General features: G+C 43.5%; 18 protein-coding genes. 8 read left to right on the forward strand and 10 right to left on the reverse strand.

Going from position 1 to position 16073, the window contains the following annotated elements; all coding sequences use genetic code 11:
- Positions 1 to 475: 475 nt before the first annotated feature.
- Entirely contained in the window at positions 476 to 982 is a 507-nt protein-coding gene (locus AR337_RS16390) for a GNAT family N-acetyltransferase (RefSeq protein WP_253701830.1), read from the reverse strand.
- A 187-nt stretch (positions 983 to 1169) separates the two neighbouring features.
- Here AR337_RS16390 and AR337_RS16395 point away from each other — a divergent pair, with 187 nt between their 5' ends.
- Positions 1170 to 1673 carry an AAA family ATPase gene (locus AR337_RS16395; protein ID WP_253701835.1) on the forward strand — a complete coding sequence of 168 codons (504 nt, stop codon included), beginning with the start codon at positions 1170 to 1172 and terminating at the stop codon, positions 1671 to 1673.
- A gap of 64 nt (positions 1674 to 1737) precedes the next feature.
- Here the strand turns inward: AR337_RS16395 and AR337_RS16400 are convergent, their stop codons facing one another.
- Positions 1738 to 2280, reverse strand: a complete 543-nt coding sequence (locus tag AR337_RS16400) for a DUF402 domain-containing protein (protein ID WP_059173089.1) — start codon at positions 2278 to 2280, stop codon at positions 1738 to 1740.
- A gap of 104 nt (positions 2281 to 2384) precedes the next feature.
- On the opposite strand from AR337_RS16400, the gene AR337_RS16405 reads away from it, so the two are divergent.
- The 4 genes from AR337_RS16405 to AR337_RS16420 all read left to right on the forward strand — a co-directional run bounded on the left by AR337_RS16405 (position 2385) and on the right by AR337_RS16420 (position 5403).
- Positions 2385 to 2864 (forward strand): GNAT family N-acetyltransferase, encoded by a 480-nt coding sequence (locus tag AR337_RS16405; protein ID WP_059173090.1) that lies wholly within the window; start codon positions 2385 to 2387, stop codon positions 2862 to 2864.
- A gap of 144 nt (positions 2865 to 3008) precedes the next feature.
- On the forward strand, positions 3009 to 3830 hold the full coding sequence (locus AR337_RS16410; RefSeq protein ID WP_172797562.1) for a hypothetical protein: 822 nt from the start codon (positions 3009 to 3011) through the stop codon (positions 3828 to 3830).
- 136 nt (positions 3831 to 3966) lie between these two features.
- Entirely contained in the window at positions 3967 to 4686 is a 720-nt protein-coding gene (locus tag AR337_RS16415; RefSeq protein ID WP_059173092.1) for a nucleotidyltransferase domain-containing protein, read from the forward strand.
- A 15-nt stretch (positions 4687 to 4701) separates the two neighbouring features.
- Positions 4702 to 5403 carry a class I SAM-dependent methyltransferase gene (locus AR337_RS16420; protein ID WP_059173093.1) on the forward strand — a complete coding sequence of 234 codons (702 nt, stop codon included), beginning with the start codon at positions 4702 to 4704 and terminating at the stop codon, positions 5401 to 5403.
- Between the two features lie 70 nt (positions 5404 to 5473).
- Here AR337_RS16420 and AR337_RS16425 read toward each other — a convergent pair whose 3' ends face one another.
- Positions 5474 to 5959, reverse strand: a complete 486-nt coding sequence (locus AR337_RS16425) for an acyl-CoA thioesterase (protein WP_059173094.1) — start codon at positions 5957 to 5959, stop codon at positions 5474 to 5476.
- A gap of 221 nt (positions 5960 to 6180) precedes the next feature.
- Here AR337_RS16425 and pnuC point away from each other — a divergent pair, with 221 nt between their 5' ends.
- Both pnuC and AR337_RS16435 read left to right on the forward strand, forming a co-directional pair.
- Positions 6181 to 6876, forward strand: a complete 696-nt coding sequence (gene pnuC, locus AR337_RS16430) for a nicotinamide riboside transporter PnuC (protein ID WP_059173095.1) — start codon at positions 6181 to 6183, stop codon at positions 6874 to 6876.
- A gap of 270 nt (positions 6877 to 7146) precedes the next feature.
- Positions 7147 to 7740, forward strand: coding sequence for an NUDIX domain-containing protein (locus AR337_RS16435; protein WP_059173096.1), 594 nt, complete (start codon positions 7147 to 7149; stop codon positions 7738 to 7740).
- 89 nt (positions 7741 to 7829) lie between these two features.
- On the opposite strand, the gene AR337_RS16440 is transcribed toward AR337_RS16435, so the two are convergent.
- From AR337_RS16440 to AR337_RS16455, 4 genes are read right to left on the reverse strand one after another with little or no spacing between them, the layout of a single operon-like run.
- The gene (locus tag AR337_RS16440; protein WP_059173097.1) at positions 7830 to 8183 is read right to left on the reverse strand and encodes a hypothetical protein; all 354 of its coding nucleotides are present in this window, start codon (positions 8181 to 8183) and stop codon (positions 7830 to 7832) included.
- Between the two features lie 12 nt (positions 8184 to 8195).
- Complete coding sequence (locus AR337_RS16445; protein ID WP_059173098.1) at positions 8196 to 8645, reverse strand: NUDIX domain-containing protein; 450 nt, start codon at positions 8643 to 8645, stop codon at positions 8196 to 8198.
- 53 nt (positions 8646 to 8698) lie between these two features.
- Positions 8699 to 10507 (reverse strand): S41 family peptidase, encoded by a 1809-nt coding sequence (locus tag AR337_RS16450; RefSeq protein ID WP_059173099.1) that lies wholly within the window; start codon positions 10505 to 10507, stop codon positions 8699 to 8701.
- Between the two features lie 24 nt (positions 10508 to 10531).
- Complete coding sequence (locus AR337_RS16455) at positions 10532 to 12349, reverse strand: S41 family peptidase (RefSeq protein WP_059173100.1); 1818 nt, start codon at positions 12347 to 12349, stop codon at positions 10532 to 10534.
- Positions 12350 to 12577: 228 nt separating this feature from the next.
- Here AR337_RS16455 and AR337_RS16460 point away from each other — a divergent pair, with 228 nt between their 5' ends.
- Positions 12578 to 13729 carry a DUF4317 domain-containing protein gene (locus tag AR337_RS16460; protein ID WP_059173101.1) on the forward strand — a complete coding sequence of 384 codons (1152 nt, stop codon included), beginning with the start codon at positions 12578 to 12580 and terminating at the stop codon, positions 13727 to 13729.
- 162 nt (positions 13730 to 13891) lie between these two features.
- On the opposite strand, the gene AR337_RS16465 is transcribed toward AR337_RS16460, so the two are convergent.
- The 3 genes from AR337_RS16465 to AR337_RS16475 form a co-directional block, all read right to left on the reverse strand.
- Complete coding sequence (locus AR337_RS16465) at positions 13892 to 14410, reverse strand: GrpB family protein (RefSeq protein ID WP_059173102.1); 519 nt, start codon at positions 14408 to 14410, stop codon at positions 13892 to 13894.
- 193 nt (positions 14411 to 14603) lie between these two features.
- Positions 14604 to 14999, reverse strand: a complete 396-nt coding sequence (locus tag AR337_RS16470; RefSeq protein WP_059173103.1) for a VOC family protein — start codon at positions 14997 to 14999, stop codon at positions 14604 to 14606.
- A gap of 122 nt (positions 15000 to 15121) precedes the next feature.
- Entirely contained in the window at positions 15122 to 15940 is an 819-nt protein-coding gene (locus tag AR337_RS16475; protein ID WP_059173104.1) for a cobalamin-binding protein, read from the reverse strand.
- Between the last annotated feature and the right edge of the window lie 133 nt (positions 15941 to 16073).

Below are 16073 nucleotides of genomic sequence, written 5' to 3' on the forward strand. Positions count from 1 at the left end.
AAGTGTGACAAAGGTCACAAAACGGGTGGGGAAGGTCCAAAACCAAGCGAAAAGGCTGAACACAAAAAGGCCGCAATCCGTGATTGCAGCACCATCCTTTTTAATATGAAAAAAGCCTCTACCGGCTTGGTACAGGCTTTCTTCATTCCCCTAAAGGGAATTTGAGGAGTGAGACTTGCCCTATTCAGCAGTCAAACCCTGCCCCAATTTAGCAGCCACTGCTAAATATACCGTTGGCGAATCCGTTACCTTCGCCTGAGAAAGCAAATCTTTCTCCAAAGTAGGCGTACACAACAACAGCATGATAACCGATCTACATTAACTCTCGTCAACGTACTGCTACCATTAACCGTTACATTCCTGGTTATCTCCGTTTTGTGCCGCTACATTACCCTTCTACCCGCAATCAAACTTTTTCAAACCCTCTTTTATAAAAAAATAAAAAATCATCATTTCCAATAAGAATGATTCAATTTTACAGTTTGTCCCAGGCATATGTCAGTAGATTTGCTTTTCTGCCAGCTACCTCAATTAAATTTTCATCAATACGTCTTGCACCAAGTGCTTCGTAGAACCTGCATGCCGCATTGTCCTCTAACACTTTCACAATGGCGTTCGTAAATCCATCTTTCCTGAATTCTTCAAACAGCAGGTTCAGCAGCTGTTTTCCAAATCCTTTACCTTGATATTCTTCATAGAAGTAAATTGATGTGACATCCCTGTCGTAGCCGGGATACTCGCCTTCTTTTACACGCGACCCATCCGCGAAGCCAACGATTTCACCATTCAATACAGCAACCAAGACGATATTCCCTACTCGTTGAAGGTTGTTCCTCCACAATTCCTTCCGCTTTTCCACACTCAGCCTGCTTAAAAAGCCTTCATCCATAATGCCTTTATAGGTTGTTTGCCAGCTCGCAACGTGAACCTTGGCGATTGCTTCGGCATCCCCGATAGTGGCCTTTCGAATAATAATATCCATATATACCCCCGTTGGATTTTCTATTCATTAATAGTAACATGGCAGTTATATGCAATTAAAGAAAATTTAGACTATTAGGGTGCGAGCACTATATAATAGGCAAAAAGCAAACATGGCTTTAAAGATATTATGGTGCCAGGCACCAGCAAGAAACAAAAAGGCGGTGAGCGTTTTGCAGGATAGAACTGTGAAAAGAATTCGCATCATAGGCTCAGTCGGGAGCGGGAAGACGACTTTGGCGCGGAAGCTTTCCGAGGAGTTGAATATCCATTGTTATGAACTGGATAATGTTGTTTGGGAGAGGAACCTAGCTGGGGACAGGAGAAGGACTGAAGAGGAGCGGACTGAATGCATGGATACCATCTTAAAGTCAGAGGACTGGATTATAGAAGGAGTCCATAATGAGGAATGGACAGTGGGGAGCTTCCGAGAGGCGGACATCATTCTTTTTCTCGATCCTGCCTACTCTATTAGGATATACCGGATTATCAAGAGATTCATATTGCAAAAACTGGGGCGTGAAAAGGCACATTATAAAGTTACATACGGAATCTTTTTAAAAATGTTCAAATGGAACAAGTATTTTGAGCAGAACGGGAAGCCGAATTTCTTTAAAAACTACTCTCTTTACACGGATAAAATCGTAGTGTTGAAGAATAAAAAACAGCTGAAAGAATTTCAGAAAGGATGAAGACAGTTTTGTGCTGGAACCCTTTGTGAAACTGTCTTCAATTTTTAAAAAGCTGCTGCAAATACTACTCCAAGTTTTTAAGAAGCAGGTCTTTATGGACAATCGACAATTTTAGCAATGGAAATTCACCTTTGCTAAGTAATAGATTGAGATTCTCCGTTTCCTGCCACGCCAGGTCGTATTGAGTTTGATTAATAATCCCTTTAGCCAGGGCTTCATCAAGCTCATCGGCATCTTTTAAAATTACCTCGCCAGATGGAAAAATGATGAGATCCAAATAGAGGTCATCGTAGAAGGGCACTCCGTTTTCGGATGCATTTTGGAGGCAGATGTCTATGTACCACTGGACTACTTCACCGGAGCAATCGAACATCGTGGTAACGGAATGGTTCTTCCCCTCTGGAAACTGCTGAAGCCAGAAATAGCCTCTGTCCACGATGCATACCCGCCTTGTTTCATAGTCGACAACTAGAGGGGCGGCCGCCTCTACGATATGAAGTAGAGTGATATAGCCTTTGAACTCTTGTGTATCCAAATAAGATTGGGCATATCTTCTTTTAGTAATCCGTTTCCATCCCGGCCGGTTACCAAACACTCGCTTGTGCATCTAATCCCCCTGAAAAGTTTTTCCTAATTATAGCATTGCAATGGTAATATAATAGATATATTTCCCATTTTATAAGAGCTTACTTCAAATAGGGGGAGTTATCGATGGTGATCCGAAAAACGAATGCGGAAGATACAAAGCAGGTCCAGCATGTTGCTAAAACGAGCTGGAATGCGACCTACGAAGGGATTATTCCTCACGAGGTACAAGAGCACTTTTTAAATTCAGCCTACAATGACGATATGATGAAACAGCGAATGGAGCGTTCCTTGATGCTGGTTGCTGAAGAGGATGGCAGAGTATCCGGCTTTGCGAATTTCTCGCCTGTAAGGGACGGCGGAAAGGTCGAGCTTTATGCGATATACCTTCTGCCGGAGGATCAGGGAAAGGGAATAGGGACCGCGCTTTTAAACGAAGGAATTGCAAAGTCGAACGGGGTTAAGGAAATTTACATAAATGTCGAACGGGACAACGCTATCGGCAGGGCTTTTTATGAGGCGAAGGGGTTTAAGGTGGTACAAGAATTGGAAGAAGATTTCGAAGGCCATATTCTGAAAACAATCAGGATGGTGTTGGAAGTTTAGTAGGAGGAAGCCATGTTTTTAAAAAATGTAGAACTTAAGAATGAAACGTTACGCTAATGGCTAGAAAATAATTTTCCGAAAAACGACCTGTTTTTCTTCACGAAGGAGTATGAATCTATTATCGAAGAGTTAGGCCCGAACGTGATGGCCATCCCGGTAAAGGAGTTTTTCCCGGACCCATTCTTTAACGATTTTAATACATTGAATAGTCAGCAATTGTGGCAAATTAATAGGCAGGAGGCTACGTTTGCGTGCATCGCTCATCCTGATGCAATCGCCTCGGTCGACGGCCTTCTTCGGAAAAGAATATTTCAGATTCAGAAAAAGCTGAACAGGGGGCTGCTATTTGAGTGGGAGATGATTGAGCCATTCGCAGCCGAACACGGAAGGGAACCGTTGCTTGAAATCATAGCGCCATATGTTTTCGAAGCTGATTCAAAACAATACCTCGCCTTGCAGGCAGGATTATGGGCACAGTTAAGCACGGAATTTAAGCAGGCTTTTCTTTTAAAAATGGCCGGCCAATTCATCGATGATGTTGACATAAGCGAAGCTCAGTTAAATGAATTTCGAACGGAATACCCTCATATTTCCCCGTTCTTGAATACATTTTCGGCAACCAACGGGGCAAACTGTCTTGCCGCGGTCCTGGCCGCTGTTGCGGGCAGTTCAGCCAATACGGAATGGCTGATTTCGATGTGGGCCGGCGGGCATGTTTTTGAGTATGGCCTAAAAACGAATCACTATTTTTATGAAAAGAACGGTAGTGAAAATCTGCTGCCGGGTGACGTCCTTGTCTGGAAAAATTCAAACGGCATCCAGCATGCGGTCTATCATTTAAGGGATGGGTTTTTCTTTAACAAACACGGCCAGATGTTCATAAATCCGTGGCAAATTATCACGAAAGAAAAATTGGTTGACGCCTGGGGTGAGGATGTTGATGTGTACAGGCGGGGCAGTATTTAGGTTGAAAAAAGGAATGAAGACGACATGAAGCAAAACAACTAGAAAAGCAAGTTTGCGATGCTGTTCAAGAAGTATGAACTTGCCGTAAAAAAGATTTTGGAGATGTTTTTTACAAGGCGATAGGGGGGAAACGATATTGAAACGAAATCCGATTGAAGATGCTTTGAAAATCATAAACGCCAAGTTCCCGAATTGCCAGGCTGCACTACTTGCCGGCAGTGTGGTGCGCGGAGAGGCAACCGAAACGTCTGACCTTGATATGGTCATATTTGATGGCAATCTTTTCGCTCCCTACAGGGAATCTTTAATAGACAACGGCTGGCCGATCGAAGCGTTTGTCCATAACCTCACCTCATATAGGGATTTCTTCAAGTCGGACATAGAGCAGGGAGTGCCTTCACTAGTAAGAATGGTTTCCGATGGCATCGTCCTAAAGGGCGCGGACATTATCGACCCCATAAAAAAAGAAGCGAACCAGCTTATGGAAATAGGGCCGGAAGAATGGCCAGATGAATTGATCGTAACAAAACGTTACTTTTTAACCGATGCATTGGATGATTTCATAGGCAGTACAAACAGGGCCGAATCCATTTTCATCGCAGTGACCCTGGCAAATTTGGCGAGTGAATTTGTTTTACGGGTAAACCGAAAATGGATAGGCAAATCAAAATGGATTGTCCGTTCTCTTAAGGAATTCGATGAAGAATTTGCGGAACGTTTCACCGAGGCCTTTGACCGTTTTTATAAAACGGACCAGAAAGATAAGATTATCGAACTTGTTGAGGACATTCTGGAACCGTATGGCGGGCGGTTATTTGAAGGTTTTAGCCTGGGGAAAATTCCAGGCTTAATATAAAGGGAGCGTTGTGGTTTGGGAAAGATTGCGTTGATTCGAAAGGCAGAGAAGGTCTATCACGACTTTTGTTATGAAAACTATAAACTTTTCGAGCAAGGCTCCTGGCTGCATAAGCCGGTCCAGACGGTAATGGATCTGATGCCATTTTTTGAAATGCAAAATTGCAGAGTTCTAGATCTTGGATGCGGTGTGGGGAGGAACAGTATCCCGATAGCCGAGCAAATTAAAAACAACAATGGCAAGGTCATCTGTGTTGATCTTTTACCCTCTGCAATAGCCAAATTAGATCAGTATCGGAGAGAATTCAAAGTCGAAGATGTTATTGAACTGGAGCAGGCGGATATTGCCGATTATAAAATAAAAGCTGCCAGCTTTGACTTGATCCTGGCTGTCTCAAGCCTGGAGCATGTTTCATCCGAGGGGAAGCTTGATCAAGTATTAAAAAACATGGCCAATGGAACAAAAAGCGGCGGCATCAACTGTATTATCATAAACTCCCAAGTCCGGGAAATCGATTTGAAGACCGGTGAGGAACTGGAAGCTATGATGGAGGTAAACCTCTGTACCGAGGAAATGGAGAGAAAACTGGAATGGAATTATAAGGGCTGGGATGTTTTAAGGCAGCTTGTAAAACCGCTCGAGTACACCATCGTTCGCGGTGATAGGGAAGTGCTACTAACCACGAATGCGGTGACGTTTGTTGTGAAGAAAAAATAAATTGTTCTTTATTTTTTCAAAAGAAAAGGAGGCATTCGATTGAATGTCTCCTTGCTTATTGATTTTTAAATTAAATATCCGTTTTCCTGGACCGCCTTGCCGAAAGTCTGCGCTCCCTGCGGTCCTTTGACTGTTTATACAGTTCCTTCTCCTCATCCGTTTCAGGGGTGACTCCGGGAACTGGTGTTGGCTTGCCGGAATTGTCCAGCGCGACCATTGTCAGGAATGAGTCAGTTGTCAGCCTGCGCTGGCCGGTATCGAGATGCTCGCACACGACTTTAACATACACTTCCATCGAAGTCCTTCCCGTTGAAATCACGAATCCTTCAAACGTTAGGATGTCGCCCAATTTTACCGTAGACAGGAAATTGACTTTATCGATGGAGGCTGTCACAACTTCTGTCTTGCTGTGCTTCATGGCGGCAATTGCCGCGATTTCATCAATCAGGGCGAGGATCTTCCCTCCGAAAATCGTTCCCATATGATTCGTATCCGGGGGCAGGACAAGCTTGGTTTGAATTGTCCTGGACACATTAGTAGAAAGGTCCTGTTCCATTGTATCGTCCTTCTTTCTATTTTTAATATGCAAAAAACCATCACTGTGAAATAATAGCCCGGGTAATCCCTATATTAATTATTAGAATAGTAAAAACCCAAATCGATGTATATATTTAATGTAGTATACAATTTCTAGCATGCCAACCTTATAATTTTTTTACCACAAATGGGCAAGTCAACCTAATTGAGGATTTGCATTCAAGATATTTCGGGGGAGAGATGGGCGTGTTAAAAGACTGGACGCTGTTTGAGAAAGTATGGCTGGTTGTTTTTACTGCGGTAAATATCTTTTTGTTCTTTGCCTGGGACGATACGCTAATTGGGCTAATCAGTTCGATATCAGGCATGCTTTGTGTCGTGCTTGTTGCGAAAGGAAAGATTAACAACTATTATTTCGGCATCATCCAGACTGCTACATATGCGTATATTTCCTATGGCTACGGCCTGTACGGCGAGGCTATGCTGAACGCGGCGTTCTATTTTCCGCTCCAGTTTATCGGGATTTATTTCTGGAAAAAGAACCAGATTGGCGAGGGGACGATTGGAGAAGATGTCGCCGTCAAGCGCCTGAACAAAAAACAGTGGGTCTGGCTCAGCATCATCACAGTCGCATCGTCCGCGCTGTATGCCGAACTCCTCCATTTGATTGGCGGCCAGCAAGTCCGACTCGATTCCGTTGCGGTTGTCGTCTCTATCATCGCGCAAATCCTGATGGTCAAGCGCTTTGCTGAACAGTGGGCGCTGTGGATTCTTGTCAACGTCCTGTCAATCGCGCTCTGGGCGATTACCCTTTTAAAAACCGGTGGCAATGATTACAACATGCTCGTCATGTGGACCGCGTTCCTCATTAACAGCATTTATGGCTACATCAACTGGATTAGGATGTCCAAAATGCAGGGAGCTGCAAAGGCGTGACAATTGGTAAGGTCGGAATGTACGGGGGAAAGTTCTATCCGGTCCACATGGCTGAAACTGTCTTCATCGAGGATATCAAGACCATTAAGCTTTGGTATTTTAGTTGAAACAGTCTTGACGGCGGTTCTCAAGACAGTTTAGCTTTGCTATTTTAGTTGAAACGGTCTTGCTGATAATTCTCAACTTAACGTGGCACCTGCAATTTTTAAAAACGGTCTGGAAAATAATTAGAACCGCAACTATATTTGAGAGGTAAAAAGGTACTTCTACATGACTACAGAAATCATTCGTATTTTTGATGCTGAAATGAATCACATTGGCGAAAAGGCAAGGGAAGAAGTCCACAGGACAGGGGACTGGCATGAGACCTTCCATTGCTGGTTTACGCTGGGGGAGGATGTTCTCGTTCAGAAAAGGTCCGAGACGAAAAAGGATTATCCCGGCCTTTTTGATATTACTTCAGCTGGCCATTTAATGGCGGATGAAACAATCGAGGATGGAATTCGAGAGATTGAGGAAGAACTCGGTGTCCGACTTGGATTCAATGACCTGATTTCCCTGGGCATTTTAAAAGAAGAAATTAAGCTCGAGACAATATACGACCGGGAATTTTGCCATGTCTTCCTCTATGAGTGCACCGAAATGCCGAAATTCGTACTCCAAGAGGAAGAAGTGGAAAGCATTCATAAAATTAGGCTTGAAGATGCGCTGAATCTTTTCATAGGTGTATCTCAAAAGATTGAAGTGACCGCGATTGACGGGGAAACGAGTCAAATCGTTTCAAAAGACAGCTTTGTCGGCCACGATGCCTATTATGTTGAGGTTTTTAGGAGGATAAGAGAACTTAAGAACAAACCGATTTAACATAAGCGAAAGGACCGGAAAACTCCGGTCCTTATTAGTTAAACCTCACTATAATCAACTGAGCAGCATCCGTGGCACTCATTTTCGTGTTATTTAATCATAGAACCTATAACTTTTCCTGTTCCAGCAATCCGTGCACCTTCCATAATTTCAAATTCTGCACCATTAATTAATTTTTCGTATGAAATCTCAGGATAATAGCTCAACCATACTTTTGCATTTACCTTTTCATTTGGTTTAATAAGTCCTTGTGGTCCATTTATAAACATAATCCCTAAATATTCTGTTTCTCCTTTGATACGAAAATGAGGTCTATATCCATTCACAAACCTATCCCCATATAGATAATCACCAAGACAAATTAAATTGTTACCACCTTCTTCTGGAGAAAAAAATTCAACTACAACATCTAACCAAGGTTTCTTAAAAATATCTTCAATCATCAAAAAACCTCTCTATTTTTCGGAAGCAGCTGCATAATCCGCGCTCTCCCAAATTTGGGCGTTCTCAAAAACCCCATGTTTTTCAAAATCGCTGACAATGCCCGAGGTAAGCAGCGATTTAACTTCATCCTTGTTCCCCCAGGAGAAATCGGCATGTTCCTCGGAAATCACGACTGCATCAGTTTCAGGCCGGCACAGATAGGTAAGGATGGCGACCTGCCTGACCGGACTCGTAAGAATGGTTGTGGCAAAAAGTAGTTTACCAACCGCAACTTCAAGTCCTGTTTCTTCCGCAATTTCCCGTGCCAGCGCGGTTTCGAGAGTCTCACCGAAATCGAGCTTCCCGCCTGGGCACTCCCATGTACCGCCGCCTGTTTCGTCATCCGCGGAACGCTTCAAAATCAGCATCCTGCCATCTTTAACAACAACACCTTTTACCGCTAAAATGATGGTTTTTTCCATCCCGATACACCTTCTAAAAAAATATTAATAAATCGCAGTGATTTTCCTAAAACCTATTCCTTAATAAATCTTAGAGCTTTTAATAAATCCTCATCAATTTGATTCCGGACTCCTTCATACGTCCTTGTTACAGGAACATCGGGCACAATACCGGTATGATAAGTCGGATGTCCATCCAATCCAAGAGTATTGGTGCCGGCCATTGTTCCGCGGATATACGGGACAACCTGATAAGTCTGCGTTTTCCCGTATCTTCCTCCGCTCAGACAGCCGACAATCGTCCCAAGGCCATGATCCTTTACATAACGAAGGAAATATTCTGGCGGGCCAACCGTTCCGGCATTCGCCAAAAAGACAATTTTCCCTTTGAATTTAGGCTGGACGGGGTTTATCGCATCCTGCTTTTCGGCAAAAGTGGCCTTTTCCTTGTGGGGGTAAATTACCTGCATCACTTGCTCGACCGGGCCTGACACTGTCCGTTCGCTTAAATGGGCGATTATTTCCCTATACAATAGTTCGTCGGATTTCATTGTGCGCATATCAAAAATAATGCCTTTTGCCTTATCAAGAATGTCTAGATACAATTTCCACGTTTCTTTAATATCCATGGAAAGGTTGAAATAATAGATGCCCTCTTCAATTTCCCAGAAATGGTCCATTCGGTTGAACTCGTCAACATTGGCGTTTTCCCAGCTTGAAAGAGTTGCTGTTTTCTCCTCTCCATCCCGGGTATAGACGATTTCTGCTCCATCCAAATCGAGGATTGAATCAATTGCCATCCACGTTCTAAATTGCGGAGAACCTGGCAGGCCTTGGGACAGCCGTTCCACATACCCGCGGGCCTCAACGCCATTAATCGATTCAATAATATCCCCAGTCTTGAAATTTGCAGTGTCATGGGAACCGGTCACAACGACTTTTTCCTCAACGATATCCATCATGATCGGAAGGCGTCGATTATTCTTTTTAGCTTCACGGAAAGTTAAAATCGCCTGCCCATTATCCGTTTTTTTCATTAAAGAGGTCAGTGTCATGAAATAATCGTCCGGGTTTTTATCATCAGCCGTATCTTCAAGTGCGACCCGCAGCTCCTGGTTTGGATTCATGGAAAATTGAAGCGCGCCAGGATGAAAGTGGACAAGGAGATTCCAGGCTGAAATGATACCCGTATAACGGTAATTCTCATTTCCAGCATTCATATCTTCGTCCAATTGTTCAAGATCGGATTTCAGTTTCTCATAGTTCTCCCAGCTTTTTTTCGTGGTGCCGAGTGTTTTGCCGTTGTCTACAAAGAGAGGTAAAGGAAAATTAAAGTGAATTGAATCCCCAAGCTCTCCCTCGTACGATTCCACAATCTTGGGATAGCTGGGAAACAGGTGCCCTTCTTCAAATGTCAGGGTGCCGTCCATAACAGATGCCTCAACACGCTTGCTTTCATAAAGGGAGCTTTGAAGACCGGACGGACCATAGTGCTGCAAGAAGACAACCTTTCCAGTAGGTGTCATTTTTTTCTGCTTTGGCGGTTTTTCTTCTTTTAAAAATAATGAAAGGGTAGGGGCAATCGGCAGGAACAGTTCTTCAAGCGAAGTCTTCAATTCCTCGTCATTCTTTGCATTCTTTACTTTGCCGGCCCCATAAATCCCGAACCGGTTCCAATTGAGCTCGGCGGCTTCATCGCTCGGGTGAAAATAACGGATATATCCATATAGCCTTCCAAACGCCTCCAAATTGGTATAAAGGCGATCCGAAGTTTTCTTTTTCACCTTGACAGAAGCCTGTTCCTCGGGAAAGAAATTTAACCCCACAATCGCAATACAGACAATGAAAATCAAACCATAGATTCGCAGTTTTGACCTCTCCATCGGCAGCTCACCAATTGTAAAATTTCACTCCGGCTTCTCTTCAATCACTTCGATCGCCTTTTGTATATACTCGTCAACGCCGTTCAAGATGCCGTCCATTGTCCGGAATACGTATATATCGGGATCAATGCCAGACTTAAAGGTGGATTTCCCAGCGGTATTAACGGTCTCTGTGCCTGTCATTACGCCTCTTAAGGTCCCGTTGATTGGGTACATTTGCAAATATCCGTGTGCGCCCGCGGTATTTTGCCCGACAATTGTTCCAAGCTTGTTATCATTTACATACCCAAGAAGGGTTTCTGACACTGCTTTTGTACCGCTGTACGCAAGGAATACAGCTTTCCCTTTGAATGCCGGCTCTTCTGGTGTGAGTTCATTTTGAATTTCGTTGTATGTTGCTTTCCATTTATACGGGTAGATCGTTTGGGTTATTCTTAAAATTGGTCCTTTTACCGGCTTATCCAGCAGTTGCGCGATAATTTTTTCTGTGAACTCCGCATCGTATTGGGGATTCCGAAGATCAAAAACAATCCCTTTCGCCTTGCTGAGTGCTTCCTCATTTCTTACAAAGGCGCCCCGGGCATCAACCGTCATATTCAGATAGTAGACTCCTTCTCCTAGTTCTTTAAAAGTGTCGGTCCGGTTGAATTCATCCATATATCCATATCGGCTCTTATCTACCTTGACATCACGCAAAAGGCCTTCCCGCATAATCCCGAGCTTTACTTCATCTGAATAGATAAGCGAATCTATTGCTCGCCACCCCTTATACTGAGGGGAACCCGGAATCTTACCCGCCTGCTTGTCCAAGTATTCAATCCAGCCAACACCGTTTATTTTTTCAACGATGTCACCCACTTTTACATTAGCCATTTGGTCAGCAGCTGTTACGACCAGCTTGCCTTCCACAAAATCGAGCGCGAACGGAAGGCGATCCCAAATTGAGTCATCCTTGATGAATGTATTTTCTGCCATGCCGTCGCCTGTTTTTTCTAAAAGAAGTGCGATTGTTTCAATATATTCTTCCCGTGTGCGGTCGTTGGCGGCATCTTCCAGGGCGGCGGCGAGGCTCCCTCTTATTTTACGCGCAGTATTCAGGTCAGAAGGTTGGAAGTGGGCAAGGAGGTTCCAGGTGGTAATCACCCCCGCAAACCGGACATCTTCATCTTCGCTCGTCAGATTCGGATCCATGTTCGCCAGTTCCTCTTTAAGCTTTTCAAGGCTTTTCCAACTTTTCTCCGTACTGCCAAGTGTTTTGCCATTCTCGACATAAAGGATGAGCGGCATGGAAATGCGAAGGGTCTCACTTAAAGTCCCATTGTATTTTTCTTCAAGCTTTGGATAGTTTGGAAATAACATTCCATCATCGAATGAATACGCACCATCAATAAGGTAGGCGTGGACTCGGCTGCTTTTAAAAAAGTGAGTGTCCGTCCCAGGCGGCCCATAGTGCTGCCAGGCGACCACTTCGGCGCTCTTTTGCGGTTCCTGTGGTTTTGCGGCCTTTTTTCCTTTTTCCGTAATCACCAGTGAAGGTGCGATAGGCAAAAATAGTTCTTCGAGCACCTTCTTCAATTCTCTGTCATCCGCGGCATCCTTTACACGTCCTGCTCCGTACACCGCAAACCGGTCCCAGTTAAGTCCGGCCGATTCATCGCTCGGGTGAAAATAACGTACATATCCGTACAGCCTTCCGAACGCTTCAAGATTTACAGCACGGCGCTCTATGTTTTGTTTCTTCACATTCACATCAGCCTGATCATCAGGCACAAAATTAAGGCCAACGATGGCCAAACACGCGATCAAAATAAACCCAACGAGGCGCATATTCTTTTTGCTCATTCTAGATCCCCCTGGTTATCCATTTCCTTAACTTCCATTATAGACCAATTGGGAGATTGCGAGATAGATTTTGTAGAGTTAATAGGAAATAATTGTATGAGCGTGCATATGATTAAAAGGCTAAACTCTTAAACTTTTATCTATTTTACTTTTTTAAAAAATGGCCAACAACCTTGTATCGATAGAAAAGCAGTGTTAAAATCAACATTCTGAGAGAGGAGAATTCACTTGAATAATAAAGACATCAGCACCGTACGCAAGCAATTTAAAATAGACAATGAACGCCTGAATATCACGGAAATTTTCAATGTATATGTAAAAAAGGAAACATCGGAAATCTATCATATGGAAAGCCACCCATTTGGGATGCTGGAACAGTTCCAGCAAGAGCTGTTTATGGATAACTTTAAGAAGGTTGTGGCAGGGCAGCTGGATTCCAAGCTGTTTAATTTGAAATTCAGACGCGGGGAGGAAGGCGGCACCCAGACCATTCTTTACGACAGCTTGCATGCTTCTGAATCAGAAGGCTGGCAGGAGGCGATGCTTGCCGTTGTCGCCAAATTGTTCGACGGCCTGTTTTACGAAATGGATACGGTTGTCACATTCATCCGCGGTGAATTCAGGGTTCCAACGAGAATGAGGAGTGCGGATTCCGAAGAGGGCGGCGATGATGAAGTATTTTCCCATAAGTTCATTCTTTGCAGCCTGAACCGGACCGACCAGCCGAAGTCCGCGCTCATATTTGATTACATTGAGAAGGCGTTCAAGGCAAGCAGTGCGGTTGATCCAATCATAAACCTGTCATCGCCAATGTTTGGCTTCCTTTTCCCGACATTCACCCAGGGGACGGCTGATGTGAATCATATCCTCTATTCTGCAGGAAAGCCGAATCAGCCTTCGCCGCATTTTGTTGAACATGTGCTATCGTGCGAACCAATCAATACAGCCAAAGAAGAGAAAGACAATTTTGAACAAGTCCTACAGAGTTTGATTGGTGAAAAGGTGGAAACGGATGTACTCGGAAACATTTATACTGAAATCAACAAAGTCGTTGAAGAATCAGAGGAAATGGAAGCGCCGATGCTGGATTACCACGATGTCGAACGGATCCTAGCTGATAGCGGCGTGAAGGACGTTACATCGGAAAAAGTTGAATTCGCCTTCAAAAATGTCCTCGACAATGAAAAAAAAGAAATTAAGGCAACTAGCCTTGTTCCGAAAACGATAAAAATCAATACGAAGGTTGCAACCGTGACAATCAGCCCTGAAGACTTGAAAAACGTTCGGTACGTGACCATCAACGGAAAACGCTGCCTGCTGCTAGAAGTGGAAGAAGATGCAGTTGTGGAAGGATTCCAGTTGGAGAATGTATCACTATAAATGCGAACACAACCGAAAAAGCATGCCTATCCTTCGGCGGAATGGGCATGCTTTTTCAATGTAGAAGTGTTGAGGATTCAGAGGGAGGAGCTTAAATTTAAAGCACTTTCTATTAACATAATGGACATTCGTCATATCATGATTAAGATGAATGGATCAAGCTCAGTTTTTAAGCCGACTATTTCTAAGCGCTGATCTTACAAACGCAGTTTTGTCATCGGCATATTGATGCTTATCATGCTTATTTTTACCAGAAAGCCAGATCTTCAAATTTTCATAATCAATACGGGCATCTTCATGACTTCGCAAGTAGTCCCTGAATTGGAGCTGTTCGATTAAATACTTGTTTCCCTTTTCGTACATATGAATTTGGTGGGTTCGTGGCTCGCCTTTGTTGAAATAATGCCGGTCCGGCAGCACATTTGTACCTCTATACCGATAACCCAATGCCTCCAGTGCGGAAACACAATGTAAGCCATCATCGAAATGCTCGAGTTCAATCGCAATATCGATGATTGGTTTTGCGCTTAACTGCGGTACCGCCGTGCTCCCGATATGATGGACCGCTATGATGTATTGTCCAATATTTTCTTCGATCAGAACTTTCTCTTTTAAAAACTCTTCTCCCCAATCATGCGTCCAGGGAACGAGGAAAACCTCTCCGCGCGGTAAACCTAGCATTGTTCCATCTCCTTTTCCAAAATTCAATTTGTGACTTATACATTGTAGACATTCTTCATTACAGTAGAGGAGTGTTTCTAAGTACCAATACCTAAAATGCTTATTTTTGTATGTCTTTTTTAGTAAAAATAAAAAAGGAAGGTGAATCTTAGAAATCTTAGGTTTGCGGTTTTATGAGACACATTAGAATAATTTAAGGCAAGTTTAGTTGCCACGAAACTCCGAATCGGTCATTTAACCAACCAAACTTTTTACTAAAACCATAATTGTTTAATGGCATAAGTTCTTGTCCACCTTCACGTAGTTTCCCATAAAGATTGTCAAGTTCTTCTTCAGTATCACAAGTGACAAAGATTGAAAAAGAAGGTGTAAAAGTGAATTGATGTTTTATATAACTGTCAATACACATAAATTCTTGCCCTTTTAATCTAAAAGCAGCCTGTTTTACGGTGCCTTCTGGTCCAGCTTCATTAGCACCATATCTAACAATGCTTGTAATTTGAGAGTCCTCAACGATGGATGTATAGAAATCCATCGCTTCTTCTGCGTTTCCTTCTTGAAACATTAAAAAAGTTGATACCCTTTCCATTCTTAAATACCTCCTGATTATATGTACTAAATTTATTATAGTTGATTTTGGTTTGTACTAAACCCCCTGATTAATGTAATAACGCTCTTGTCTTTCTAACATTCACTTCAATGAGAAGAAAATCAAAAATCCATTAACAAATCTTTTCCCTCAACGAATGGCGGATAAATGTCGGGATGAAGGATGTGTGCGATTTGCGCCAAGCCGTTCAGCAATAGGGGAGAGGGCCTGCAATACAGTGGTTCATCGAGTACGTACAGATGTTTGTTTTTAATTGCCTCAATTTTTTCCCAGCCCGGCCGTTTCAGGATGACCGTTGGATTGACCTTCTGTTTGTGGACGCCGACCCATACCACACAAATCACGTCCGGATTCCGTTCCTTTACTTCATCCCAATCCGTTTGCACGCTTGCTTCAGGCCTGTCTTCAAAAACATTCCGCCCGCCAGCGAGCCTGCTGATTTCTGTCAGCCAGTTCGCGGCGCCTGGTGTGAAAACCGGCTTTGCCCACCACTCCCAGTACAGGGTTTTCGGCGTCTCTACCTTCCGGCTAAAAGTTTCATAGAGAGCGAGAATCCGGTTGAATTTTTCAAAAAGCTGTTCAGCCTTTTCGGTTGTATTCGTAACCTGGCCGACAAACAGAATACAGTCGCCGACCTCCTTCAAAGTTTTTGGATTCGGAACAATCACATAAGGAATATTCCGCTTATCTAATTCCTCGATGTTGCGTTCCATTCCCGGGACGGATAGGGAGGCTAAAACCAAATCAGGCTGGAGTGCTTCAACCTTATCCATGTCGATGTTCAAATCAGGTCCAAGACGGGGCAAACCATTGATTTCTTCGGGCCAATCGGAAAAATCATCCACACCTATGAGTGATGGCGTCAACCCCAAGTAAGCCGCCAGCTCGGTATTGCTCGGACAAATGGAAATTAGTTTCATGGCAATCGCCCCCTCAAAGATTCTGGTCTATGACCATTATAGTAAAATCGCTTCCTGTTAGCGAAAGGTTAGTCATTTTAAAGGAAAAGCAAGCGGATTAGTCGAAAATAAACCATTAGGCAAAAACCAACAT

This window comes from Bacillus sp. FJAT-27445, from assembly GCF_001510665.1.
Taxonomy (GTDB): Bacteria; Bacillota; Bacilli; order Bacillales; family Cytobacillaceae; genus Bacillus_D.